Consider the following 25831-nt stretch of genomic DNA (forward strand, 5'->3'; position numbering starts at 1 on the left):
CCTCAATCACGCTTAAGAAAAAATCAGCCAATCCCATCAATAGGTAAGGAGCCACGGAAAACTCACTGGATGGCCCTAAAAAACAAAACCCCACCAAAATGGTGGGGTTTATCATCAATCTGAAGGGCCTGTCGGCCCTTTTCTTTGTTTATTCCACAGTCACTGACTTAGCCAGATTTCGCGGCTGGTCTACATCCGTACCTTTGATAATGGCCACATAGTAGCTCAATAACTGTAGCGGAATGGTATAGACGATGGGGGCAATGGCCGCATCTACATGGGGCAGGTTAATAACCCGCATGGTAGCGTCACTGACAAAACGGGCGTCTTTGTCTGCAAAAACGTACATGATGCCACCGCGTGCGCGAACTTCTTCGACGTTGGATTTGAGTTTTTCCAGCAGCTCGTTGTTGGGCGCTACCACAATTACCGGCATCTCATCATCAATCAGGGCCAGCGGTCCATGCTTAAGCTCACCGGAGGCATAGGCTTCGGCGTGAATGTAGGAGATCTCCTTCAGCTTCAACGCCCCCTCCATAGCGATGGGATATTGGTCGCCACGGCCCAGGAACAGGCTGTGGTGTTTGTCGGCAAACTCTTCCGCCAGCTTTTCGATGTCTTTGGAAAGGGCCAGGGTTTCCTCCAGCTTTGCAGGCAAGCTGTACATGGCTTCCACAATCTTGTGGTGCTGCGCTTCATCCATGCCGTTATACTTACCCAAGGCCAGGGTCAGCATCAACAGGCCTGTCAGCTGAGTGGTGAAGGCTTTGGTAGAGGCAACGCCGATTTCGGCTCCCGCCAGGGTCATAAAGGCCATATCAGACTCACGCACCAGGGAAGAGCCGGGCACGTTGCAGATAGTTAAACTGGCTGTATAGCCCGATTCCTTGGCCAAACGCAGCGCTGCCAGAGTATCGGCGGTTTCACCGGATTGGGAGATGGTGACCAGCAGGCTGTTAGGATGTACAAAGGACTTGCGATAACGGAATTCAGAGGCAATCTCTACGTTACACGACACATTGGCATATTGCTCCAGCCAATAGCGGGCAGTCATTCCACTGTGATAGCTGGTACCACAAGCCACGATCTGCACATGCCTGATCTTATTCAGAATATCTGCCGCACCGGCGCCGAAGACACGGGCATCGACGCCGTCTTTGGTCAGACGATCTTGCAGGGTATTGCGCACCACAGTGGGCTGTTCATGAATTTCTTTAAGCATGTAGTGGCGATATCCGGCTTTGTCACCGGCATCATGTTCGATTTCTGAATCATGAACCTGGCGCAACACTTCCATACCATGTTTGTCGAAGATACGCACGGTGGTGCGGGTTATCTCGGCCACATCACCTTCTTCGAGGAAAATAAAGCGACGGGTAACAGGCAACAATGCCAACTGATCGGAAGCGATAAAGTTCTCATCAATTCCCAGACCAATCACCAAGGGACTGCCAGAGCGGGCTACCACCATGCGCTCAGGATCCTGCTGATCCATAATCACTGTACCGTAAGCGCCATGGAATTTTTTCACAGCGTTTTTCACCGCTTGTAGCAGTGTGTTGGCGGTTCTGAGTTCCAGCTCTACCTGGTGGGCAATGGTCTCGGTGTCGGTATCTGAGGTAAATACATAGCCTTCACCGCGCAAAGACTCTCGCAGAGCTTGATAATTCTCGATAATGCCGTTGTGGACCACGGCCACGCGATCACTGGAAAAATGTGGGTGGGCATTGGCTTCAGTCACGCCACCATGGGTGGCCCAACGGGTATGGGCAATGCCGGCATGGCCCTTAACCGGATTAGCGGCCAGTGCATCTGCCAGTTCCTGGACTTTGCCGGTGCGACGCACCCGATGCAGTTGATTCTGCGCATCCAATACCGCCACGCCAGCACTGTCATAGCCGCGATATTCCAGGCGCTTTAGTCCTTCCAACAAAATACTGACCACGTTACGTTCGGCGATAGCGCCAACGATGCCACACATAAATCTCTCCTATTCTGTCGCGGCGCAGATCACTTCCACACCCTGCTTTTCAATTTGTTGTTTGGCCAGAGGCGGGATCTGATCATCGGTGACCAATATTGAGATCTCGCTCCATGGCAATTCTAAATTCGGGATTTTGCGTTCCAATTTATCCGATTCGGCCAGCACAATCACCTGCCGTGACACCTGTGCCATCACCTTGGACAATTGGGTCAATTCGTTAAATGTTGTGGTGCCTTTTTGCGGGTCGAGACCCGCAGCGCCCACAAATGCCTGGTCGAAGTTATAGGCGCTTAGCATCTGTTCTGCCATTTGCCCCTGGAAAGAATGAGACTGGTTATCCCAAGTGCCACCGGTCATCAGCACCGTGGGCTCATTTTCCAGCTCCAAAAGCTGACTGGCCACATGTAAGGCATTGGTCATCACCACCAGGCCCCGACGCTTGCCTAACTCCGGCAACATAGCCGAGGTGGTACTGCCGCTATCAATAATAATGCGATAGTTATCTCGAATCAGGGCTGCGGCTGCCTTGGCTATCGCCGACTTTCGATTCGAAACTTTCTCATCTTCTTGTGCGGAAGGCTCTTTATGAGTCAATACCGCACCACCATAGCGACGCACCAATAGACCGTTATGCTCAAGCTCTGTCAGATCTTTGCGAATGGTGACTTCAGAGATGTCAAACAGATGGGTCAGCTCGTCAACTGTGACTTCGCCTTGCGCCATTAAGCGTTCAACTATGGCCCTGCGTCGTTGTTGGGTATTTCTTTTAATCATCAAAACGAAATCATATGTTTCACAACGAAACTTATATTATCGGTTTTTTTTGATTGTGCAACAGCGAAGATGAAATTTTGTGCAACTTCATTTGAAAAATCGTAACTGGAAGAGAATGACCGTTTATGTCGCAAGATTGTCACTCTCTATCATATAGCTAGCAGCAGCGGTTCCTTATAGTGGTGCTCAAGTTAATTGATCCGGTTTGGATGTCGGAAGTTGAGGCACTATGTCGCAGATTCTGTTACTTGAAGCTCCTAAAAACAATAACGTGGGTCAACCGCCAAAAGACCTCTTGCGTGTTGTTTATTCCAAAGACCAAGCTGGCTATGACAATTGGTTAAAGAAGCTACAAGAATACCGGGCAACACAACAGAAAAAACAACAGTTTGAAAGCGTTCAATACTCGCTAACTGCCATGCTTCTTGTAGGTATTGCATTCCTTGGCTTCGAATCCTTGGGCTACGCAACCATTGGTGGCTTTAGCGTCACCGCCATGCTGCTGGTAACCTTGTTGGGCGCAATTTTCCTGGCCCCGGTTTTGACCATCAAAAAAGGGTTGAAAGAAAGGCAGTTTATGTTTTCCCGAATTTTCTTTAGTCACGGTTTGTGCATAGAAGAAACCAACGACGGGATTTGTTTGATCAGAAATGCAGACCATGAAATAGTAGCCAGAACAGCCTAACTGCATGTTCTAAAATTGAATTCCTCCTCTTCCAGCAGAAATTCTTCACTAGTGTGGGTAACCTTAGTGCCCACATTGGCTTTTACTTTATTACTCTTCCTTCCCATGGATGCCAGTGGCCAATTGCTTGCTGCGTTAGGGATCATCATGCTGATGCTGGTGGCTGTTAGCCTCAGCGAACTACAATCCCAGTTACGCCAGCTTTTTCGCGTATTGGTGTTGGTCATGGGCATCGCTCTTACACTCCGATATATATTCTGGCGTGGGCTTTATACGCTAACTGCCGATGATTACTTGTCTTTGCTTTGTGTTTGGCTGTTGTTTGCCGCCGAACTTTACGCCGCTTTTACCCATATTATTGGCTGTATCGTCAACGCCTCTCCGCTAACCAGACCCTTACTCGACATTGAGGAAACGGATCCATCCAAGCTCCCCACTGTGGATGTGCTGGTACCTTCCTATAACGAAGACGAGGAAATCCTGGAAACCACTTTGCGTGCTGCGTTGAACTTGCAGTATCCGTCAGAGCGCTTCACCGTCCATCTGCTGGATGACGGCGGCACTGACGCTAAGGTCAATCAGACCAATCAAAAGGCTGCTGCTGCTGCCCTTTCGCGTCGCCAGTCATTACAGGCCCTGTGTGCCCGATTGGGAGTCACCTACAGAACCCGGCCCAAGAATGAGTTCGCCAAGGCAGGTAACGTCAACTATGCACTGGGACATACTCATGGCGACCTCGTAGTCATCCTCGATGCGGACCATGTCCCTACCGCCGATTTCTTGCGCCGCACTGTGCCGTGGATGATCAAAGACGAGAAAGTGTTCCTGGTGCAAACCCCGCATTTTATGGCCAACCCCGACCCCATCGAGCGTAACTATTTCTCTGCTTTTGAGAGGATGCCCTCAGAAAACGACATGTTCTACGGCACCATTCAAAAAGGCCTGGACTACTGGTCTTCTTCCTTCTTCTGTGGGTCGGCGGCGGTGATTCGCCGTAAACATCTGGATGAAGTAGATGGACTCTCAGGCCAATCCATCACCGAAGATGCCGAAACGGCGCTCGACCTGCATGCTTTGGGCTATCGTTCAGTCTATGTGGACCGGCCCATGGTGAGCGGCCTGGCGCCAGAGACTTTTGATGGCTTTATCGTGCAAAGAATGCGCTGGGCTCAGGGTATGACGCAAATCCTGTTACTCAAAAAGCCTTATGCCAACAAAGGACTGCATTGGTATCAGCGCTTGGGCTATATGAGCTCGATCTTGTTCTGGCTATTTCCTTTTGCCCGAATCGTGTTCCTACTGATGCCACTGGCATACCTGGTGTTCGGGTTGCAGGTTTACCATGCTTCTTTGCTAGAAATTGTTGCTTTCACACTGCCGCACCTTATCGGCACTTACATGGTGTCGACCATGCTATTCGGCCGCACCCGCTGGCCTCTTGTGTCCGAACTCTATGAGTTATTGCAGTGCGTATTTACCTTCCGCGCATTGGTAAAAGTCTTCCGCAATCCGCACAAACCTTCGTTTGTGGTCACGCCAAAAGGCGACACACTGGAAAAAGATTTTATCTCCCCCTTATCTGGACCCTTCTATATTCTCTTTGTTGTGCTGATGCTGGGGATGGTAGTTGGTGGTGTCAGATGGTGGACAGATCCTTTAACCCGCGACCTTACCAGCGTGGTAATGCTTTGGAACCTGTTTAATCTGGTCTTGATGCTGGGCATTTTCAGTGTCTTAATCGAACGCAAACAGGTACGTAGCCAGCCAAGGCTGCCTGCTCAAGACAATGTCACCATGCTCGATAAAACCAGGCGCTTGTTCCAGGCCAAGCTGAGGGATATTTCCGCCAATGGCGCCCGAATTATTGTGGCCGAACCAATAGAATGGCAAGTGGGCGATCAGGTCACCTTGCAAGGCTGGAGCGAAGCGACCCAACGGCTGGTGTTACTGCCCGCAAGAGTGACCGCTGCACAATCCGGCCCCAAAGATGCGATTGTCAGGCTAAAGTTCAATCCACAAACCGAACAACAACACCGGGAAGTGGTGGGATTTACGCTGGGCGACAGTCGTCGCTGGGTTAGTTTTCAACGTCGGCGTACCCGTCCCATGCCTTTTTGGCAGGGGATGAGCCATATTTTAAAGGTTAGTGTGGTACCACCACTCACGCATGCACTTAACTTTCTGATATTGTTAACAAAAAAATTCAACAAGGAAAAAACCAATGTGTAGGTTCTGGCTCATTCTGCTTACTGCACTGTTTTCCATTTCGGCAGTCGCTGCAAAGCAAAGTAGTTACCGACTTACGGATTTTTACCCGGGCACTAATCCAGCCCGCTTACAGGGTAAATCAGACAGTGTTGAATTATCCATTCCGTTGGCGCACGCCTCAAAGGTAGATGAGGCGATACTGCACCTGCGTTTGGTTGCTTCAATGGCGCTGATTAAAGAGCGCTCTATTGTTACCGTGCGCTTTAACCAAGCAGCGATAGGCCAAATTGCCTTGGATGGTAGTCAACCGGAAGTATTCGCTTCTGTGCGAATTCCCAATAGCCTTTGGCGGGGTGGTTTTAACAGTTTGTCCTTTAGCGCCAGTCAGCACTACGATCGCCAATGTACTGACGGTACAGCCCCTGAACTATGGTCGGAGTTGGACCTTTACTCATCCAGACTGGAAGTTTCCCACCAAACCTCGGTAAATAACCCCGTTCTGGCCGACCTAAGTGGATTTCTAGCCCCTGGCATTGGCGGTGTTGATGCCATCACGTTGTTCAGCCATTCCTCTGCACTGAATGACAACATCAACCGTCAGGTTCTGCCTGTGGTATCACAGGCTTTGGCTCTGCGTCGCCAATATGCTCCGCTGCAAGTTCGTCATTCTCAATGGCAGTTACCCCAGGCGGAGCAGTGGAACGAGTCCTGGGACGAAGCCCAAAAAGAACAATATCAACACTCAGCCTTCTATGTAGGCAAGGACGCGCGACAAGCCCCTCTGCATGTTGTTGTTGGCACTAAGGCACAGCTTTCTGACATTTTAACCGCCGCAGAATCAGATGCGATCGACACCGCTTACCTTTCGTTAAAAGCCGTACCGGCTTTTATGGTGGAAGAGGAAGTAATAGTACCAGCCCACCTTCGCCTGGTTGTCAGTGGCAATGATGAACAACAGGTTATGGCCGCAGCCAAGACACTGCTGGCCATGGATGATGCGCTCAACCAGGACGATGCTGTTAAGGCTTTGGAAGAAGGAGCCCATCCCCAGCAAAATGAGGTTCTGGCAGCACAATACCTACTAGCTGACAATACCTACAGCTTTGCCGATATCGGCAGTAGCGACATTGTTTTTTACAGCGCCGATGACCACCGATACGATCTCAACTTCAGGCTCCCTGCTGACTTTTATGTGCCTGAAAGCGCACGAGCAGAACTGTCACTGGATTTTGGTTACGGTGCGGGCATGGGCTTAGGCTCTGTCATGAACGTGATGGTCAACGGTAAGCTTATCCATGGACTCACCTTCGATAATGCCCAAGGCCAATCCTACAGAAGTTACCGACTGGATATTCCGGCAAGACTTTTGAAAGGTGGTAGTAACAGTATTACCTTCGCGGTAACCATCCGCTCTCCTTTGCCTGGTCTGCAATGTGGTGAAGTACCAAGCTCTCACTTGCTATTCCAGCTAGCCAACCGCTCCACCCTGACGTTGCCAGAAGCAGGGCAGGTAAGCCTGTTACCTGACTTGCAGCTGCTGGCCAAGACCGGTCACCCCTATACCGCGCAAGGAAATACCGAGCTGAATGTGTATCTGACCGATAGCGATATGCTGGATGGCGCCCTGACCTTTGTCGGTAAGCTCGCCCAGGCCGCTCATGTTCCTCTGGCCAATGTCACAGTGCACCAAGGTCTTGCTGATTATCAAGCCGAGGCCAAGAACCTGGTATTCGGTACCCCGGACAGCCTGCCACAGGACTTGTTTGCCCAGTGGAATCTGAGTATCAGTAAGACCCAACGTTGGCCCTATCGCCTGATTAATGACCTGCGAATTAAGGCTGATGTGGTGCGGGACGAGTATCAGGTAATTGAAATAGAAAACCAGCCGAGTCTGAAACTTGGCGGCTATCTCGAACAAGTCAGCAGCCTGGGCAATATGGCGGTAATGACGGCTATGGCCACTGAGAAAGGACAAAGCGCCATCATTGCCGCGCAAAATGCCAAGATCCTGAATGCCCGTATCGATGACATCACCAGTCTGACCTTGTGGGGACAACTCAACGGCGACTTCTTTGCCTGGGAAGATAGCAAGGCCCCCTTAATTGCCATGCAGGTAGCAGAGCGTAAGACCTTGGGTAACGCAGAAGACCTTTGGTTGGAGATTCGTCTGTGGCTCTCCAGTCATCCATGGGCCTGGTTGGCTGCCTTGGTTGCCGTTATTTTACTGCTAAGCCTGTTGTTACACCTGATGCTCAAACGCCGTAATGCCAAGTTAGAAGATGAATGGAAGCAGTAAGAGTTGGTGGGCTGCGCTGATAATCATGTTTTTAGCAGGTTGTCAGCCAGCGCCGTCCTTGTTACCGACTAAGAGCTGGCAGGCATTTAGCCAGGCGTATATCGAGCAAGGCCGGGTGGTTGATAAAGATAACCAGGGCGTTTCGCATAGCGAAGGCCAGGGTTATGGGATGTTAATGGCTGAGGCGGCATCTGATCGAAACAGCTTCGACATCCTTTGGGGCTGGACAAAGCAGAACCTGCAGCGTGATGATAACTTGTTTAGTTGGCAATACCGGCCCTGTCCGGCGCAGGATAGCGACTGTATCAGTGATCCCAATAACGCCAGTGACGGCGATGTACTGATTGCCTGGGCATTGCTCAGGGCGGCCAAACGCTGGAACAGCGATGACTATGAGCGTGAAGCAGAGGCCATTATCCAAGCTATCGCCGAAAAGTTGATTATCCAGTACCAGGATTATTGGCTGTTAGTGCCTGGAGAGTACGGTTTTAAAGATCCGAATCGGGTAACCGTCAACCTGTCCTACTGGGTGTTTCCCGCCTTTAAAGCCTTTGCCCAACGTTTCCCGGAGCAGCCCTGGCAACAGCTCATAGACAGTGGCAAGCAGTTAATCCTGCGGGCCAGATTTGGTTCACAACAGTTAAACCCTGACTGGTTGGATATCAGCGAAAATGGGCTGTCAGTATCGGAGCGCTATCCTCCTCAGTATGGTTTTAACGCTTGCCGCATCCCCTTACATCTGGTCTGGGCCAATATATATGAAGAGGAACTGCTGGCACCTTATCTGGCGTTTTGGCAGCAACCCTCGCCACCAGCTTGGATTGATTTAACCCAGGAAGAGCAGGCGCCCTATGCCTGGTCGGCAGGAAAACAAGCCATTGCCCAAACCACATTGCAGATTCTCGGCAAAGCAGTCGCTTCAGCAAAGGTCCCCCCCGAAGTGGATGATCGCTATTTTTCATCTGCGCTTAGTCTGTTATCCCATATCGCCGCTCAGGAGGTTATCCATGGCCAGGGTTAGTCTTGTCACGTTGCTGGTTTGTGCAGCATGCCATAATCAGGCATTGGCACAGGCCACCTATGACAAAGATCAGGTCATTAAAAACGAGATCCCAACGTTGGAATCCCTAACCCAGCAGCAGGTGGATGTAACAGGGTTCTGGTTTTATGTGCGCGAGGGCAAACTGGCGCAGGCCAGAGCAGAGATTCATCGGCTGCAGCAACAATTTCCCAATTGGGTGCCCAACCCCGATATGTTGCAGGCGGTTAACCCTCAGCCATTAGCGCAAGCAGAAAAGACCACAAAACGTCGCGACTTGTACCGTGAAGAAATGGGCATGCTGGCGAAAATGTCAGCCAAGCAATGGAAATATCTCTCCGATAAGCGACTTAGTATGTCGCGAGAAGGGGTAAAACTGCGCAAAAATGCAAAAGACGCGCAACTTCTGGGATGGATCTCACTGGCCAAGGGCCAAGGCGAGATTGCCCAGGACCTGTTCGAAGCAGCCAGAACCTGGAAACCCTCTTTAGACATCAAAGACGGTATGCTGGCGTCGCTGACCCAACAAAGTCAGGCTGCGGTCGAGCAAAAAGATATCGAACGGCTGCAACAAATAGACCATCAAGCCAGGCAATGGGGTGAGGAAGGCATTGGCCTGGGGGGCGCCTGGCAATGGTTTGAGCAAGGTGACTATGATGCCGCGTTGGTGCTATTCAGAGCGTTACCTGAAAGTGCGCAAACCACCCTGGGACAAGCCCTGAGCCTGGAAAGGCTAGGTGATAAGGAAAAGGCCCGGCAACTGGCCTGTGCCAATACCCATATGCCCGATTTGGCAGGGATTTGCGTGGATAAGTGGCGCGAAAATATGGTGAATGCTTACCAGGCTGATGACTACGCCGGTACCATTGAAGTCAGCGACCAGTTAGCTCCCCTGGATGGCCTCAATAGCGACCAGAAAGTACTTCAAGCCTGGAGCTACTACCACTTGGAGCAAACCCAGGCTGCTGCCAAGCTATTCAATGAGCTGCTTGAACAAGCTCCTGAGGACGAAGCATTGGCACAGGGCTTGGTTAATACTGCTGACAGCAACCAGCTTGCCAGCGCTGCACAGCGCTTCCCGGCAGTCCAGCGAGTGCTTCATCAACAAGTCGCCGAGCAGGCGTTCTCGCGCAAGCAATTCGATCTTGCCCATATCAGCGGACATGCCGAGGCCGACTGGCGAGACAGCCTGATGCTAACCCTGGCCACTCAAGGAGAACATCGCGGCGGACAGCAAGGATTGCAGCGTTTCGACAATTGGCACAGTAGTTTAGCGTTATCGGCCATGTACCAGGATTGGCGCTGGTGGTTAGCACTGGATTATCGCGGATTTTACAGCGGCCTGCCGGCGTCGGATGCACCATTTGGCTCCAGACCTGAAGAAGACAGCGTTTCCCCAATTAGCCAAGTCCAGGAGCCAGGCTGGTCGGCCGGCTTTCGCAGAGAGTGGCGTGACTGGCTGCTCAAGGGACGACTGCTATCAGATGACAGTTTGCAAACAGGAAGTCGCTTGTACGGTGATATCGCCCTGCAATGGTTTAACCAGGATTGGACACACCGGATAAACTTGTTTGCCGAGCCTATCAATGAAAGTCTTTTGTCACGTACCGGCGCGTTGGATCCGGTCGATGGCATGGCTTGGGGGGCTGTGGAGCAGCGCGGTGCGGAAGTGTTAAATGTATACAGCTTCCAGCCCTGGGCAGTTGCCATGACCCTGCGTCATGCCAATCTCAGCGGCACCGATGTGGTTGACAACAGTACCCAGTTTATCCGTCTGGATTTGAATCATGACCTCACCGACTCAGATGCCCTGGACTATTGGCGCCTGGGACCATTTATTAGCTATCAGCAATTTGATCACAACCTCAGTGGGTTTACCCGTCAGCAAGGGGGCTACTTCAGCCCGGAACAGGACTGGCGTTTGGGCCTTTACAGCGAGCTACTGACCGCCGAGGCACAGACCTGGCAGGTGCGCGCCAGTACCAGCCTGGCCTATGGCAAAAGTCGAGAACAAGCCGAATTTGCCAATCAAGTTCTGGTAGAAAATTCAGGGATAAATGCTGATCTGCGTGTGGAAGGGCAATGGCTGTTAACCAGCAGGGTACAAGTGGAAGGCTATTTAAGCCGCTCTACCGCCACTGGGTACCAGGGCACCCGTGGCGGTATTTGGATTAGATTATTCTGGCAACCTAGGCAGCATGTGCTGAGTCAGGAACTGCCTTTATCCTTCTAGTACTCATCATCAGGATAATGGCCAGACCCAGGACAAACATCAGAATAACGGCAGGCTCCGGTACCTTGGCGCTGAAGCGATAGTTATTGATCTGGCCTGAGTACTCCCCAAACGGACTACTCAATGACTTACTGATCAGCTGCCCGTCGATATGGCCGTTGAAGAAGGATACATTGGCAAAAGGAGCAAGCACGCTGGCTTTGATACCGATACTGTGAAATAACAATTCGGTAGCATCAACAAAATTGAACAATACGTTATTGGTCAGAGAGCCATCATGGCGGTAGACGCCGGGATTATTGTCCAGAATCTTTTGGTCAGGGGCACTGGAAAGCACATGGTGGAAGCCCATGCTGCTCATATCCACGTAGCTACCAAATACGTTAATGATGGCAAAGGAGTTAGTAGGCAAATCGAACCAGAAAGTGCCAGCCTTACTTAAATCATCGCCGTTAACGTTAAAAATATTGGCGCCTTGTTTTCCTTTGACCGTGATTTCGTTCCATTCGCTAACCACAGTTTGACCGGTCGCAGCCAGGCTGCCCCATGAGGTTGCCTTCTCCTGAAGTTCGCGACCAATAGCGGTAAAATCAAGTGGGTTACCAGCTCGTTTGGTGCCGCTTTCAACAAAATTAGTGCCATTGGTTTCGCTGTAAAACCCAACACTCTGGGCAATATGGTCTGTGCCACCAATAACGGCATTGCCTGAATACACCCGACCATTTGTAAAGTTTGCATCGCCGCCGACAATCAGGTCGTTGCGCGCACCCTGAGAGTTATTTAACTCCATGCCGATTGCGTAGTTGTTTAAAAACAAATTGCCGCCCACAGCCAAACGACCTTCGGTATCAGAATTGATGGCATACATATCTTCCAGGATAAAGGCATTAAAATTGGCTGCCTTTCCTAGGTCAAATGACATCACCGAGGCCTGTGCAGGCATCTGAATACAGATAGCCAGTGCGGCTGCTGTCACTGAGTTGCGAAACGGGTTTAATGAAAGTGCAAACATGGCTTGCGATCCTAATAGCAATCCGATGCTCGCAATATTAAGCAAGTTCCAATCATCAGAATATGACATCAGCTGCCAATACTATGACTTTGCTTGTCAGAACAGGATCTTATGAGGAGGGAGAATAATCCAAGGCCTGTTCACGTAAATGGGAAAGCTTTTCTGAGAAGCGATGGTAAAGATTTTGCACCTTTGCCAGCAGCGCCGAGTCATCTAACTCGGGAAAATCTTGCTGCAGCAACGCCCAGCTATCCCCTCCCACCAAGGGCAGGTTTATTTCTTCCAACTCAAACAAAGCGCTGGCCAGCGCGATCACGCGGGCACTGCGTTTGATCACCTCTGCAGCGCCGGCTGGCTTTGCCAGTTCCTGCAAGATATCGGAAATCTGATCCGGCATATGCCAAAAGCGGCTAAAGAATTCTGTGGCTTCCAGGCTATTTGTGCCAAAACGAAAGGATTGCAGAGCAAGTAACTGCTTCCAGCCGATGATTTCATCCAATTCCTGCATCAATTCTTTATGCGTTGATGGCATGCAATAGGCCAACAACAGGTGACCAATATTGTGTAGCATCCCGGCAAGATATAAGTCCCGGCGTTGACTGCCCTTAATAGCGAATGGCTCAGCCAAATCATTACTTAACTCGGCCACGGCGAGAGCGCGCAACCAGAAATCTCGGTAAGGAAATTGCTCAACATCCACTGTAAAAGCACTGGATGCAGTCAGGGCAACGGTTAATGCACGCAGACGCTTTAATCCCACAACACTGAGAATAATGCGTTTTACCGAGTCTAAATTCAGATGGCCGTATAAGCCGCTGTTGGCAAAGCTTAGGAGTTTTGCTGTCAGTACGGGATCCTGCTCCACCGTTTTCGACAATTCATCCAGATCGCAGTCATCATCCTGAATAAGGTTTAACAGTTTGGCTGCGGATTCCGGAATATTGGGCAGTTTCTGGGCATCAATAATTTCACTGATATCCCTTTCCACGGCCAATTTCCCGTACTGCGACTGGAACTGTACCGGGGTTTTGCCTTGCCATTTTTTAAATGCCCGCTCAAAAGCAGCACGCTCCGAATACCCCAAGTGCAGGGCTGTCTCCTCCACGCCTTTACCCTGAAGCAAATATTCCAGTGCCATGGTGCTGCGAATGGCCACAAAGATATCCCGGTAGCTGGTATTTTCTTCTTCCAGGCGCCTGGCCAAGGTGCGCTCACCGACAAAAAGCTGCTCGGCTATCTTCGCCTGCGAGGCCTCGTTAATATCGGGCAGGGATCTCAGTTTCGCCCTGACCTTATGGGTCCAGCTCTCCGCACCGACAATATCCTGGTAGACCTGTTCAACTTCCTTCTCAAACACTTTGAACAGGCGTTTGTTAGCGTTTTCCAGAATTTGCTCAAAAAGAGCAGAAGGGAATTGCACTTGCAGTTCGGGTTCAGCATGAAAAGCCAGGCTAACATTCATGCTCCCCAGCAGACCTTCTTCGTTTAGAGCTGCAGGGATAAATACTTTCAACGGCTCAGCGGCGTTGCCCAGGCTAAGCATCAAAAGGCGTAACAGGGAGGCCACTTCAAAAAGGGTCAGCAAACGTTCGCCCTGATGCTTCGGCGGCACGATGCTCAAGCTTAATCGGCCTTGACTGTCACTTTTTTTCAAATTAAGCCGGGAGGTATCCAGCCCCAACAACACGCCATGTTTAAACAGGGCCTTTAACCAGCCTTGCCATGATGGTGCCGACAGCAACATATAACCGACACTGCCAAAACTGCCCATCGGGATGGCCAAGGCCTGCTCCCAAATGCTCTTTGGCGCTTGCCCTTCGGCAACAAAGCTAAGCAACAAATTGGCAAACTGGCTGCGACTGACACGATAAGCTTCATCTTCTATTTGACGAGCGCTAAGCAAAGACTGCTCTTTACAGACCTTATCAAGGGTAGCCTTGTTCATGCCTGGCCAACCCAGCACATACTTAACAAAGAGCCCTGGGATCCCGGGCTCTATTTGTACCGAGCCTTGTTTAAGTCCTGTTACGCTCAAGATGTTACTTCCAACTCCGCTATGATTTCTTTACTGGCCGCTGCCATCCATGAATATTGCGCTGCTTGCCACGGGCGATGGCCAGTTCTTCATCTTCCACTTCTTTGGTAATAGTCGATCCGGCACCAACAGTCGCCATCTTGCCAACTGTTACAGGCGCCACCAGCGAGGAATTAGAGCCGATAAAGGCACCATCCTGAATAATGGTCTTAAACTTATTCACACCATCATAGTTACAAGTGATAGTACCAGCACCAATATTAACGCCGTCACCAATCTCAGCGTCACCGAGGTAGGTAAGGTGATTGGCCTTTGATCCTTTGCCAAGCACGGTCTTTTTCATTTCTACGAAGTTACCGACCTTAGCCTTTTCCTGCATTACAGCGCCGGGGCGCAATCTGGCGAAGGGACCCACCTGGCAACGTTGTCCGACCTTGGCTTGTTCAACAATGGAGTTCGCCTCTACCACAGTGTCATCGCCAATTTCACAATCAATCAGCACACAATTAGGACCAATCTGCACATTATTGCCCAGTACCACCTTACCCTGCACAACCACATTCACATCAATACTCACGTCCTGACCTGCAGTCAGCTCACCGCGTAGATCGAAACGATTGGGGTCCAGCAGACTAACGCCTTCCATCATCAAGCGCTCGGCCTGCTCTTTTTGGTAGGCACGCTCAAGTGCAGCAAGCTGCTTACGATTATTGATACCTTCCACTTCAGTCGGGCCACTTGGATGGGCAGCTTTAATCACTTTGCCTTCAGCCGCAGCCATGGCGATAACGTCGGTCAGATAAAATTCGCCCTGTGCATTGTCATTTTTCAGTGCTTTTAACCAACGTTTAAGGTTCGCACCTTTCATCACCATCATACCGGTATTGATTTCGCGGATTTGACGCTGCTCGTCGGTAGCATCCTTGTGCTCAACGATGGCTACCACCTGTTCACCCTGACGGATGATACGTCCCATACCAGTTGGATCAGGCAATTCAACCGTCAGCAAGGCCAAATCGGATTGCGCTTTGGCGGCGAGTAAGGCGTGTAATGTCTCCTTTTTAATCAGCGGGGCATCACCCACCAAAATCAGGGCATCCTCGTCATCTTTGATAAGGGGGGCGGCTTGTTGAACAGCGTGACCTGTGCCCAGCTGCTCTGCTTGCAGGCACCAGCTCAAAGCATTATGAGAGAGCGCTTGCTGAAGCTGTTCGCCGCCATGGCCATAGACCAGATGCACATTTTGTGCACCAAGTTGCGTCACTGTATCGATAATGTGCTGAACCATGGGCTTGCCGGCAATAGGATGCAATACCTTGGGTAAAGCGGACTTCATGCGAGTGCCTTTTCCGGCGGCGAGAATGATGACAGAGAACGCCATATTTGGTCCTTAAGTATCTTAATTGCCTGCTATTCTATCGAAGAGTGCGAATTCTGCCAGGCTTTAGACAAACTCCTTTGTGTCCGGATTGCGAAGCCATACAAAGACAAAAAGTGCATATGGAGGCACATTGAATATTTTTGAATCCATGCAAAGAAACCTGGTCATCCTGTTTCTGTTGGCGGTAGCCGCTATCAGCGCAGTGACTTACTTCGCGATCAACAACGTAGTTTCTGAGCAAAGCCGTATACAACAGCGGGCGATGGCCCCGGTATTCAGCTTGATTCGCCAAGAACTGATTCGTCCCTTATATATGGCTCAGATGCTGGACGCCCTCGGCCCGTTCAAAGGCTATCTGGACGGTTCTGAACCGGATCCGCAGGCCTTGCAAACCAAACTGGAGAACATCGGCAATACGTTGGATATGCTGGTATTTGTGGCCAGTGAGCGGGAGCGAATTCAACTGCAGTCAAACCGCGAAACCATCATCCTCGATCCAGAGCATGTGGATTGGTATTTTCGCTACAAGGATATGCCCGGTGACTTTTTCGCGGTATTGGGAAAACGCGCTCAGCCCCACCTGTACATGGATATTAAACAATATGACAAAGAGGGAAACTTTCTCGGCTTTATTGGTGTGGGCAAAAGTTTGGCGGAGTTTATGCGCACCTTCGAGCGCTATAAGAAACAATATGGTTACGACTTTGTATTTGTGAATAGCGCCGGCGAAATCGCCCTGTCTTCCGATCCTAAATGGGAGCCAAGAGCAGAGCGGTACCAGAAGATTACGGAGTTGGCTTGGTATCAGTACTGGGATAAAAGTAAAAGAACCGAGGAAGAGCGTAGCGAATTTATTTCTTTCAATAATGAAGACTTCCTGATCACGCAAGTGCCCATTGAGGCGATGCAATGGCAGATGTTTTTACTCAGTCCCCTGGAAGAGCAACAACAAGCCAGCCGATACTTCTTTATCAGTAATTTAGCCGTCGTATTGTCACTGATATTGGTGACCACCGTTGCACTGGCCTACTTACTCAAGCACTTCTCGCAGCATGTCAATAAAAGACTCTACACCGACCCGCTGTCCGGAATATCCAATCGTTTGCATATGGAAAAGTTGCTTGAGGATATGCGCGCCCAGGGCAACGAATTGTGCCTGATCATGGCGGATATTGATCGCTTTAAGGACGTAAACGATACCTATGGGCACAATGTCGGCGACGATGTTATCCGCATCGTTTCCAGATTGATGCAGCAAGGCATGCGCAAACAAGACTTCGTTGGCCGCTGGGGCGGCGAGGAATTTGTCATGCTACTGCCAGAAACAGATCTGGAGCTCGCCAGGCAGGTAGCTGAACGTATTCGACTGAGCATTGCAGAGCGGCCCATTGCACTTGGCAATCTCAAGTTGCACGTAACCCTGAGTTTCGGCGTAACCCACACAACACAAAATGAAAATACCACTGAGTTGGTTGATGCTGCCGATAAGGCCTTGTATCAGGCCAAGCAGGCGGGACGCAATCGAGTGGTAGCCAGGGAGTTAACTGAAACCTCGTGAGTCATAGCTTATTGATCGGTAACGGCAGTCCTTGTGACAAAGCGTTTGAAGATACCAGTGGTCAAGCCCACTCCAAGCAGGATCAACACGCCTCCCACTAAAGACTGCCAGCGTAGCACTTCACCCAGGAACAATGCCCCCCACAAAATACCGAACACCGGCACCAAATAAGCCACAGCAATAGCATTGCTGGCTCCGGCCTTTTCTATCAGGCCAAAATACAGGATATAAGCAAATCCGGTACAAGCGATGCCAAGTGCCAGCACTTGCCACCAAGCAACCGCACTTGGGCTATTCCCTGGCCAACTCCAAAGCGCAAAAGGCAATAAACACAAAGCCGAATAGATTTGGCTACCTGTGGCGATGGCCATGGCCGGCACCCCACCTAAGGCTTTTTTGGTGTAATTAGCGGCAAAACCATACAGACAAGCCGCACTTAACCCGGCCAATACTGGCAAATAGGAAAAGGGCCCATCCAGGGCATCACGTGCCAGCACCAGCATAAAAACACCACCAAAGCCAATCATCAATCCTATTACCGCCAGCCACGTCAACGCTTGTCCCAGCCAGAAAAACGCAATTAATGCAGCAAACATAGGCGCAGTGGCGTTAAGAATAGACGTGTAACCGGCTGCCAGGTTCAAGGTGGCATAGGCAAATAAGCAAAAGGGAATCGCGGTATTGGTCAACCCCACTATCAATATGGGCCGCCAATGGGTAAGCACATAACGTTGTTGTGAGCGCATCAACAAAAATGGCAACAGAAATAAGGCTGCAATTGCCGTTCTGAGTGCCATCAGCGCAACAGGACCAAATTCAGGCGCGCCCTCACGCATAAATAAAAAGGAAGCCCCCCAAAGGGCAGCCAATAGCAACAACTGGGTAATTTGCAGCAATGTCATGTGACGTTCCCTGATAGGCGCAGTCCTCGCTCAAGATCAAGCAGGAAGGCCTTGCGCTCAAGCCCACCAGCATATCCGGTCAGTCGCCCATTGCTGCCGATAATGCGATGACATGGAACCACAATGGCAATAGGGTTCTTGCCGTTGGCAGCACCTACCGCCCTGACGGCCTTGGGGTTGGCCACCTTGTTCGCAATGTCGGCATAGCTGGCGGTTTGTCCGTAGCAAACAGATTGCAACTGTTCCCATACCTGTTGCTGAAACAGCGTCCCCTTGGCTTTTAGCGGTAAGTTGAAGGCTTTCCGGCTACCGTTGAAATAATCCTGCAACTGTTTTTTCGCCTCCAGTAACAGGGGCGTATTTACAGGTTCGCTGTCCATTGTCTCAACAAACTCAATGGCACATATTGCATCGTCTTGCTCACGAATGGCCAACAATCCGATAGGGGTATCCAAGTACTGGCCAAGAATGCTCATGCCATGCTCCAAAGTTGAAAAGTAAGGTAACTTCGCCATGGTGCTATTTGTGAAGCATCTACAACATACTTGTTTAATTGCTTCTTGATCACCAAGTCGGTATCCAACCAAATATCTGGATGCGACTGGCCGCGCATTTGCATGTAACTCAAGGTCCAGGGACCGATGCCTTTTAGCGCCAAAATATCCTGTAAATTTTCTGGCTCACCATGCGCATGCCAGTAGGCGGCAAATCGCTGAAGTGCTTCCCGGCGACTACCTGGCATCTTCAAAAATGCTAGATCAGATTGCGCAACAGCCGACGGGGTTGGGAACAGCCGACCTCTGGAATGCGTTTCACCCAATGCTACAACAAGCTGTGTGACCAGCTTAATGGCCGCGGTGACAGACACCTGCTGCCCCAATATGGCCCTGCAACCTGCTTCAAAACTATGCCACACACCCGGCAAACGAAGTCCCTGCACCAGCTTGTCTTCAGGCACGCCGCTGGCCACCAGGCGCTCACCAATCAACATACTGTCAGCGTCTAAATCCAACACCCGGCGGATCTCATCAATTACCGCCTTAAGCTGACTGAGATCGCTGAGTTCAAGCTCGACTTCAAAACCATGACGCTCAGGTCGATGCCGGGCAATAAAATAACCCTCACAGCTGGCCAAACGGAATGTACGTGCATAGCTGTTATCAGTGACCCACTCCATACTCTCAATGGCCCGGGCCGCAAGAAACTGGCGAAGTTCAGGCCAGGCATAGGGCGGACGATAAGCCAGATGCAAAGATAAGGGCGCATCGTGCTTGCTATTGACCTGGCGGATTTGTTTCGGGGACAGCCCGAGATATTGTTTGAAGTTATCCTGCAACCGACGGGCAGATTGAAATCCTGCAGCCAAAGCCACCTCTTCCACATTCAGACGCGACTCGTGCAACAGTTGTTTGGCAAATAACAATTGCTGGAACAATTGGTAACGCTTGGGCGCCAGTCCCACGTGTAGGTTGAACAACTTACGCAAATATCTGTCGCTGACCCCCAGCTTTTCACTTATTTGTTCAAGACTCAGATGCGGATACTCCCGCAAGAGCTTAAGGGCCCGCTCAACCGTGGTGTCGACCCCTTTCCAGGCAAATGAGTGGGGCGAACTGTCCGGGCGACAACGCAAACAAGGTCGATACCCCGCATCCATGGCTTGTTCTGCCATTGGGAAATATTCAACGTTCTCTTCCTTTGGCAAAGTAGCAGGACAAATGGTCCGACAAAAAATCCCCGTGGTCTTCACAGCAATAAAAAACTGGCCGTCAAAACGTCTGTCCCGTGAAAGTCTTGCCTGTTGATGCGTCTCTGTGGTCATGGGCATTCCCGATAAAATGGAACTTGATTGTAGCGACTCTGGAAAGGAATACACGATGAAAACGGAACTGAAGTTATTATTGCTTTGCCCGCTGTCCGGCCGATGACTTTGCGATGGCGCCTGATACAATACGCGCACCGAAATAGACACTAGAAACTATGCGCGCGTTTGTACTGACATTGTTGTTATTGGCACCATTAATGGTGAAAGCTCAGGAAAACTGGCTTGGTGCTTATGCTGAAGATGTAAAAAAGGCAGCCAAACAACAACAGCTCCCCGGTTATGCCTTTGCTTATGTGAATGTCGGTAAAAAAGACCAGATTTTTCAGTACGGTAAAACCAAAAAAGATGGCCATGCCATTAACCCGGATACGTTATTTCGTCTGGCCTCAGTATCAAAAACGTTCACTGGTGTATTGACTGCAAAACTCGCCGAGCAAGGTCAGCTTAATCTAAAGCAGCCTCTGTCCAAGCTGGTCCCTGGCTATCCCTTCGATCCGAAACTCGCCAATAGCATGACCCTGGAACACATCCTCAGCCAATCCAGCGGCTATATGCCCAACGCCTTTGATAATCTGATTGAAGCAAACTACTCAGTGGACAGGGTCATGCAGCAATTGGCCGGGCTGAAACCTATCTGCTCACCAGGTCAGTGTTATACCTATCAGAATGCGCTGTTCGGTGCCGTAGAGCAGGGCATGTATAGTGGTCTTAAGCGCAATTATGCCCAGTTGCTTAGCGAACAATTCCTTAAACCATTATCGATAAAACGCATCAATGTCGGCCGCGATGCTCTGATAAAAGATAATAACTGGGCAGAGCCCCATGTATTGATTGGCCCCAAGCAGTGGAAGAAAGTGGCCGTATCTGAGGACTATTATCGCTTTGCGCCTGCGGCCGGGGTGAATGCTTCGGTGCGAGACATGACCACCTGGTTAAAACTGCTGCTTGGGCAATATCCCCATGTGCTCTCCGGTCACAGCATTGAACAAGTCTTGCAACCCCGCACGAAAACACGAAAAGAGCTGTATCGCCGCCACTGGCGTGGACACCTTAAAGATGCCCACTACGGTTTGGGATGGCGTATCTATGATTTTGAAGGGGAGCGCCTTGCCTACCACAGCGGCTGGGTTAAAGGCTATCGCGCCGATATCGGTTTCGCCCCTAAATATAATGCTGGTTATGTGTTTCTAATGAATGCAGAGTCCAACCTGATGAATGAGATCAGCGTGGATTTCTGGACCCGCTTCTTTGAGCAGCAACGCTTGCAGGCGAAGAAAAACGGTAAGAAGCAGAATACCGGAAAATAGAAGCCAGAAAATCAAACGGGGCCGATCGGCCCCGCTTGTGTTTCATGAATACCTATTTGGTATGTTTCAAATAGGTGTAGCCATGCAGACAGTTTTCATAGAAGTCCGTCCATTTCACCCCTTCGCGCGGCTTGATGGCGCCGGCCGCCACATGACGGTCGATCACACGCTTGACGTTCTGCGCCATGGAAGACGGGTTATATTGCATAATCGACAGCACGCTGCTGACCGATGAGCCGTTGACCACTTCTTCAATGTAGAAATCTTCCGGATCATCATCGTCGGAGAAGATGTGCACTTCGTTCAGACGCCCGAACAGATTATGCATGTCCCCCATCACGTCCTGGTAAGCGCCGGTCAGGAACATACCAATGTAGTAGTCCTCGCCGGGTTGCAATGGGTGCATAGGCAACACATCGGTAATACCGTCTTCACCAACAAACTGGTCAATCTTGCCATCACTGTCACAGGTGATATCTACCAATGAGCAGTTTACGGTTGGGCGCTCATTCATGCGGGTAATAGGCACCACCGGCAACACCTGATCGATAGCCCAGGTATCCGCAGCCGACTGGAAGATAGAGAAGTTACACAGGTACTGTGACGACAGGTTGTAGTCCAGTTCCTTAAGCTCTTCCGGTACAAACTCCTCGTTTTTCAGGCGTGGCTGCAGGCGCGACATAATCTGCCAGTACAGGGTTTCGATCTTGGCCAGCTCGGTCAGGGAAATAACGCTCAACTTGAATGCGTTCAACGCTTGCTCTTTCCACTGCGAAGCATCATTGAAGATTTCCTGGACATTGTCGCTGTCATCCATGGTGTCATGCAGGTCGCGCATATTGTCCACCAACACATGCTCACCTTCCTCGGCTGTGGTATCAAAAGCTGCCGCAGCGGGTTTAATCTCGCCGACAATCTGGGTGATTACACAGCTGTGGTGGGCAGTAATAAAACGGCCACTTTCACTGACCAGATTCGGGTGAGGCACACCTTCCTGCTCACAGACTTCTTTCATCCCGTAAACCACGTCAGCGACATATTCCTGCAGGTTATAGTTACGGGAAGAGTCATTGGTGGACTGACTGCCGTCATAGTCGATACCCAGGCCACCGCCGACATCCACGTATTCCAGTTCAACGCCCATGTGACGAAGCTCCGCGTATATGCGACCACCTTCGCCAATGGCATCTTTCACTGAGCGGATATCGGTCAGCTGACTGCCGATATGGAAATGCAGCAATTTCAGGCAATGAGCCATGCCATGCTCTTCCAGGTAACGGGTGGCGTTAATGATTTCTGCGATCGTCAGACCAAACTTGGCGCGATCGCCGCCAGAGCTTTCCCATTTGCCACGGCCTTTGACGGTGATTTTTGAGCGCACGCCAATCAGCGGATCGATATCCAGCTCTTTGGCAATCTTGACCAAAGACAACAGCTCGGAGTACTTCTCAACCACCACAAAAATCTTGCGACCCAGCTTTCGTCCGAGCAACGCCAGACGCATAAACTCTTCGTCTTTGTAGCCATTGAGTATGGTCAGGGCATGTTCGTTGGTGTTATAGGCCAGAACGGTCAGCAGCTCGGCCTTGGAGCCCGCTTCCAAACCATAGTTGAAGGCCTCACCGGCATCGGCAATCTCTTCAACGACTTCGCGCATCTGGTTAACTTTAACCGGATACACACCCATATAGTTGCCTTGATATTCGGCTTCTTCAATCTTCTGACGGAATGTCTGATTCAGTTCCGCCACCTGAGAGCGCAGAATATCGTGGAAACGCACCACCACGGGGAACTGGATCCCTTCTAACTTGATTTCTTCGATAACGGATTTGAAATCTATGCGCACTTGCGGATTGCCCGGTACCGGGGTGATATGCAAGTTGCCATTGGCGCCGATCTCAAAATAGCCAGCGCCCCAACGATTTACGCGGTAAACGCGCTCCGCATCTTCAATGGTCCAATCTGCCAAGGTGTTTCTCCCTCAGGTCGAGTCTCAAGTTTTTGCTTGAGCTTAGTACAACAAGATCAGAAGTGCTTACGCCCTTCCGCGAGCAGGCCCTCAGGCCGGTTTTTGCGTCAGACACAGGATCAGCTCGCGCACCACCTTGGCAGCAAACACTGAACTATTGCCTGAAGAATCAATTTCTGGTGACAACTCCACCACATCACAGCCTACAAAGTTTTTCTGCGACAGTAACTTAACCAACTTGATAAAGGAGTGGAAATCCTCACCGCCAGGCTCTGGCGTGCCGGTGCCCGGCAAAAAGCTGGGATCAAAGTAATCCAGATCCAATGTCAGGTAGACGGGCCTGTCTGCAGCGATAGCGCGCACATCCTCAAGGAAGGATTCTCTGGATGTGCGAATGGTGCTGTTGGCATGCATCCACTGATATTCCTCCTTGGTACCAGAGCGAATACCGTATTGAATCAACTGATGACCCGGTCCGAAGTGGTCCAGCGCCCGGCGGATAATGGAGGCATGGGAAAAATGATAGCCCTGATAGCCGTCGCGCAGGTCCGCATGGGCATCCAGATGAATCAGCACCAGATCAGGATATTGCTGCAGGTATTTCTTGATTGGCGCATACGAAATGGAGTGCTCGCCACCAAAGGTCATCACCTTGATGCCCTGCTTAACCAAATCCACCCCGCCAAACAAGCGCTCAAAATCGTCAGTTGCACTTTGCCACTGCTGTTCAATATCGTCGCTGTTGCCCAGAGATAAATTGCCGAGATCGACAAAACGGCTCTGTTCCAGATCCTGATCCAGATAGGGAGAATAGCTTTCAATGTCTTCAGATACATCGCGCAGGGCGTCCGGACCGTTGCGAGTGCCTTTACGAAAGCAGGCGGTACCGTCAAAACCAAAGCCAATCAAATGCAGCGCATTGTCTTGAACAGCACGACTATCCATCGCCATATGGTAGACAGTGGTGGGTGCCTCTAAGGCGATTGCATTAGCGCTGGACATGGATTTCTCCTTCGCGACAAAAAATGGGCCGACATTATAAAGAAACTGATGGCATTTCACTCATATTTTCTTCAATAACACCGAGATTCCTTCTAATACCCTGTCAGCCACCAAAACGGACCAGTTTTCAAACGCATATCCTTTGCTTTTTAATCGGGCAATGCCATTATAACGGGTCAAAATAGACGGGTTCGGGAGTATAGGTGAAGGGGTTAAAACTCGCCGCAATTATGCTGGCTTTGTTATTGTCGGCATGTGGAAACCGGGGCAACTTGTACTTACCACCGGCAGAGCAAAACGCCACTGCCACAAAGGCATCGGCAGACCCTCAGCCACAAGCGTCCCAAGAGCAACAATAGATGGACCATTTCACCTATCAGCAGCAACATCTTTATGCCGAAGCGGTGCCGGTTACCGACATAGCCGCAAAATATGGCACCCCTTGCTATGTCTATTCCCGCGCCACCATAGAGCGTCACTGGCATGCTTTTGACCGCGCTGCTGGTGATCACCCTCATCTGATTTGCTATGCGGTAAAGGCCAATTCCAATATCGGTGTGCTCAGCATTTTGGCCAAACTAGGATCCGGCTTTGACATCGTTTCAATGGGCGAGTTGGCGCGTGTTTTAGAAGCAAGGGGAGACCCAGGCAAAGTGGTGTTTTCCGGTGTTGCCAAAACCGAAACAGAAATCGCTTTTGCCCTCAAGCAAGGGATTAAATGCTTTAACGTCGAGTCTCCCTCTGAACTTAAACGCATCAATAAAGTAGCCGCCGAGCTGGGTACTCAAGCCCCCATATCCCTGCGTGTAAACCCGGATGTGGATGCTAAAACCCATCCTTATATTTCCACCGGTTTGAAAGCCAACAAGTTTGGTATCGAGAGAGAACTGGCGGTGGCCGTCTATCTCGAGGCGGCAGCCATGAGCAACCTCAATATCGTCGGCATTGATTGCCATATTGGCTCGCAGCTGACCGACAGTACTCCCTTCGTAGATGCACTGGACAGGTTACTGTTGCTGATTGATGAACTGGAATCCCATGGTATTAAAATACAACATTTGGATGTCGGTGGTGGCTTAGGCGTGACCTATAAAGACGAGACGCCGCCCCTACCAGACGCCTATGTGCAGGCGTTAATGACCCGCCTGAGAGGACGCCGGCAGCTGGAACTTTTGTTTGAACCCGGACGGGCCATTATGGCCAACGCTGGCATCCTGCTGACCAAAGTGGAATTTATCAAACAAGGGGCGCAGAAAAACTTTGCGCTGGTGGATGCCGGGATGAATGATCTTATTCGCCCGGCACTGTATTCTGCATGGATGAATATTATCCAAACAGATCAACGTCTGTCGCGCCAAAGCGCCACTTATGACGTGGTAGGACCGGTATGTGAAACCGGTGATTTCCTTGGCAAAGACAGAGAACTGGCCATTGCCGAAGGCGATCTGCTGGCGGTACGTAGCGCCGGTGCCTATGGCTTTACCATGGCCTCTAATTACAACAGCCGTTGCCGACCTGCGGAACTGCTGGTGGATGGCGACCAGGTTCATGTGGTGCGGGAAAGAGAAACTTTAGCCGATTTATGGCGGGGCGAGCACAAGCTCCCCTAAACGGCCGGGAA

General features: G+C 50.7%; 18 protein-coding genes. 8 read left to right on the forward strand and 10 right to left on the reverse strand.

Annotated features, from left to right (window positions below; genetic code table 11):
- Positions 1–148: 148 nt before the first annotated feature.
- Positions 149–1981: a glutamine--fructose-6-phosphate transaminase (isomerizing) gene (gene glmS / locus P2G88_RS15475; RefSeq protein WP_275797530.1), complete on the reverse strand. Its 1833-nt coding sequence runs from the start codon at positions 1979–1981 to the stop codon at positions 149–151.
- 9 nt (positions 1982–1990) lie between these two features.
- Complete coding sequence (locus P2G88_RS15480) at positions 1991–2758, reverse strand: DeoR family transcriptional regulator (RefSeq protein WP_275797533.1); 768 nt, start codon at positions 2756–2758, stop codon at positions 1991–1993.
- A gap of 229 nt (positions 2759–2987) precedes the next feature.
- Between P2G88_RS15480 and P2G88_RS15485 the strand changes: the two genes are divergently transcribed.
- Genes P2G88_RS15485 through P2G88_RS15505 form a run of 5 tightly spaced genes read left to right on the forward strand, consistent with a single transcriptional unit; the run spans position 2988 to position 11219 of the window.
- Positions 2988–3443 (forward strand): hypothetical protein, encoded by a 456-nt coding sequence (locus P2G88_RS15485; RefSeq protein ID WP_275797535.1) that lies wholly within the window; start codon positions 2988–2990, stop codon positions 3441–3443.
- Between the two features lie 15 nt (positions 3444–3458).
- On the forward strand, positions 3459–5672 hold the full coding sequence (gene bcsA / locus P2G88_RS15490; RefSeq protein WP_275797537.1) for a UDP-forming cellulose synthase catalytic subunit: 2214 nt from the start codon (positions 3459–3461) through the stop codon (positions 5670–5672).
- Positions 5665–7947, forward strand: coding sequence for a cellulose biosynthesis cyclic di-GMP-binding regulatory protein BcsB (locus tag P2G88_RS15495; RefSeq protein ID WP_275797539.1), 2283 nt, complete (start codon positions 5665–5667; stop codon positions 7945–7947). Before bcsA ends, P2G88_RS15495 begins: the two co-directional genes overlap by 8 nt.
- Positions 7931–8968, forward strand: a complete 1038-nt coding sequence (locus P2G88_RS15500; protein WP_275797542.1) for a glycosyl hydrolase family 8 — start codon at positions 7931–7933, stop codon at positions 8966–8968. Before P2G88_RS15495 ends, P2G88_RS15500 begins: the two co-directional genes overlap by 17 nt.
- Positions 8955–11219: a cellulose synthase subunit BcsC-related outer membrane protein gene (locus tag P2G88_RS15505; RefSeq protein WP_275797544.1), complete on the forward strand. Its 2265-nt coding sequence runs from the start codon at positions 8955–8957 to the stop codon at positions 11217–11219. The genes P2G88_RS15500 and P2G88_RS15505 overlap by 14 nt, the downstream gene beginning before the upstream one ends.
- On the opposite strand, the gene P2G88_RS15510 is transcribed toward P2G88_RS15505, so the two are convergent.
- From P2G88_RS15510 to glmU, 3 genes are all read right to left on the reverse strand, one after another.
- Positions 11176–12231: a choice-of-anchor A family protein gene (locus tag P2G88_RS15510; RefSeq protein ID WP_275797546.1), complete on the reverse strand. Its 1056-nt coding sequence runs from the start codon at positions 12229–12231 to the stop codon at positions 11176–11178. The two genes, P2G88_RS15505 and P2G88_RS15510, sit on opposite strands and share 44 nt — an antisense overlap.
- Before the next feature lie 109 nt (positions 12232–12340).
- On the reverse strand, positions 12341–14266 hold the full coding sequence (locus tag P2G88_RS15515) for an HDOD domain-containing protein (RefSeq protein ID WP_275797548.1): 1926 nt from the start codon (positions 14264–14266) through the stop codon (positions 12341–12343).
- A 19-nt stretch (positions 14267–14285) separates the two neighbouring features.
- Positions 14286–15647 carry a bifunctional UDP-N-acetylglucosamine diphosphorylase/glucosamine-1-phosphate N-acetyltransferase GlmU gene (gene glmU / locus P2G88_RS15520; protein ID WP_275797550.1) on the reverse strand — a complete coding sequence of 454 codons (1362 nt, stop codon included), beginning with the start codon at positions 15645–15647 and terminating at the stop codon, positions 14286–14288.
- Between the two features lie 130 nt (positions 15648–15777).
- Between glmU and P2G88_RS15525 the strand changes: the two genes are divergently transcribed.
- Positions 15778–17205, forward strand: coding sequence for a sensor domain-containing diguanylate cyclase (locus P2G88_RS15525; RefSeq protein ID WP_275797553.1), 1428 nt, complete (start codon positions 15778–15780; stop codon positions 17203–17205).
- 8 nt (positions 17206–17213) lie between these two features.
- On the opposite strand, the gene P2G88_RS15530 is transcribed toward P2G88_RS15525, so the two are convergent.
- Genes P2G88_RS15530 through P2G88_RS15540 form a run of 3 tightly spaced genes read right to left on the reverse strand, consistent with a single transcriptional unit; the run spans position 17214 to position 19929 of the window.
- A complete protein-coding gene (locus P2G88_RS15530) occupies positions 17214–18107 on the reverse strand; it encodes a DMT family transporter (protein ID WP_275797555.1) in 894 nt (297 codons plus the stop codon).
- On the reverse strand, positions 18104–18583 hold the full coding sequence (locus tag P2G88_RS15535) for a methylated-DNA--[protein]-cysteine S-methyltransferase (RefSeq protein ID WP_275797557.1): 480 nt from the start codon (positions 18581–18583) through the stop codon (positions 18104–18106). Before P2G88_RS15535 ends, P2G88_RS15530 begins: the two co-directional genes overlap by 4 nt.
- Positions 18580–19929, reverse strand: coding sequence for an AlkA N-terminal domain-containing protein (locus P2G88_RS15540; RefSeq protein WP_275797559.1), 1350 nt, complete (start codon positions 19927–19929; stop codon positions 18580–18582). Before P2G88_RS15540 ends, P2G88_RS15535 begins: the two co-directional genes overlap by 4 nt.
- A 158-nt stretch (positions 19930–20087) precedes the next feature.
- Here P2G88_RS15540 and P2G88_RS15545 point away from each other — a divergent pair, with 158 nt between their 5' ends.
- Entirely contained in the window at positions 20088–21239 is a 1152-nt protein-coding gene (locus tag P2G88_RS15545) for a serine hydrolase domain-containing protein (RefSeq protein ID WP_275797561.1), read from the forward strand.
- A gap of 52 nt (positions 21240–21291) precedes the next feature.
- Here P2G88_RS15545 and speA read toward each other — a convergent pair whose 3' ends face one another.
- Together speA and speB are read right to left on the reverse strand one after the other, a co-directional pair.
- Entirely contained in the window at positions 21292–23208 is a 1917-nt protein-coding gene (gene speA / locus P2G88_RS15550) for a biosynthetic arginine decarboxylase (protein WP_275797563.1), read from the reverse strand.
- A 90-nt stretch (positions 23209–23298) separates the two neighbouring features.
- Positions 23299–24210, reverse strand: a complete 912-nt coding sequence (gene speB / locus P2G88_RS15555; protein ID WP_275797565.1) for an agmatinase — start codon at positions 24208–24210, stop codon at positions 23299–23301.
- Positions 24211–24569: 359 nt separating this feature from the next.
- Here speB and lysA point away from each other — a divergent pair, with 359 nt between their 5' ends.
- Positions 24570–25820, forward strand: a complete 1251-nt coding sequence (lysA, locus tag P2G88_RS15560; protein ID WP_275797567.1) for a diaminopimelate decarboxylase — start codon at positions 24570–24572, stop codon at positions 25818–25820.
- Positions 25821–25831: the final 11 nt, after the last annotated feature.

The sequence above is a fragment of the Aliiglaciecola sp. CAU 1673 genome (genome assembly GCF_029223185.1).
Lineage (GTDB): Bacteria > Pseudomonadota > Gammaproteobacteria > Enterobacterales > Alteromonadaceae > Bowmanella.

Coding starts and splice junctions, on each gene's coding strand:
- P2G88_RS15535 (WP_275797557.1), bottom strand. CDS start 18,583: ATGAGCATTCTTGGCCAGTACTTGGATACCCCTATCGGATTGTTGGCC.
- glmU (WP_275797550.1), bottom strand. CDS start 15,647: ATGGCGTTCTCTGTCATCATTCTCGCCGCCGGAAAAGGCACTCGCATG.
- P2G88_RS15505 (WP_275797544.1), top strand. CDS start 8,955: ATGGCCAGGGTTAGTCTTGTCACGTTGCTGGTTTGTGCAGCATGCCAT.
- P2G88_RS15545 (WP_275797561.1), top strand. CDS start 20,088: ATGCGCGCGTTTGTACTGACATTGTTGTTATTGGCACCATTAATGGTG.
- P2G88_RS15485 (WP_275797535.1), top strand. CDS start 2,988: ATGTCGCAGATTCTGTTACTTGAAGCTCCTAAAAACAATAACGTGGGT.
- speB (WP_275797565.1), bottom strand. CDS start 24,210: ATGTCCAGCGCTAATGCAATCGCCTTAGAGGCACCCACCACTGTCTAC.
- glmS (WP_275797530.1), bottom strand. CDS start 1,981: ATGTGTGGCATCGTTGGCGCTATCGCCGAACGTAACGTGGTCAGTATT.
- P2G88_RS15480 (WP_275797533.1), bottom strand. CDS start 2,758: ATGATTAAAAGAAATACCCAACAACGACGCAGGGCCATAGTTGAACGC.
- P2G88_RS15530 (WP_275797555.1), bottom strand. CDS start 18,107: ATGACATTGCTGCAAATTACCCAGTTGTTGCTATTGGCTGCCCTTTGG.
- lysA (WP_275797567.1), top strand. CDS start 24,570: ATGGACCATTTCACCTATCAGCAGCAACATCTTTATGCCGAAGCGGTG.
- P2G88_RS15500 (WP_275797542.1), top strand. CDS start 7,931: ATGAATGGAAGCAGTAAGAGTTGGTGGGCTGCGCTGATAATCATGTTT.
- P2G88_RS15495 (WP_275797539.1), top strand. CDS start 5,665: ATGTGTAGGTTCTGGCTCATTCTGCTTACTGCACTGTTTTCCATTTCG.
- P2G88_RS15510 (WP_275797546.1), bottom strand. CDS start 12,231: ATGTTTGCACTTTCATTAAACCCGTTTCGCAACTCAGTGACAGCAGCC.
- P2G88_RS15540 (WP_275797559.1), bottom strand. CDS start 19,929: ATGACCACAGAGACGCATCAACAGGCAAGACTTTCACGGGACAGACGT.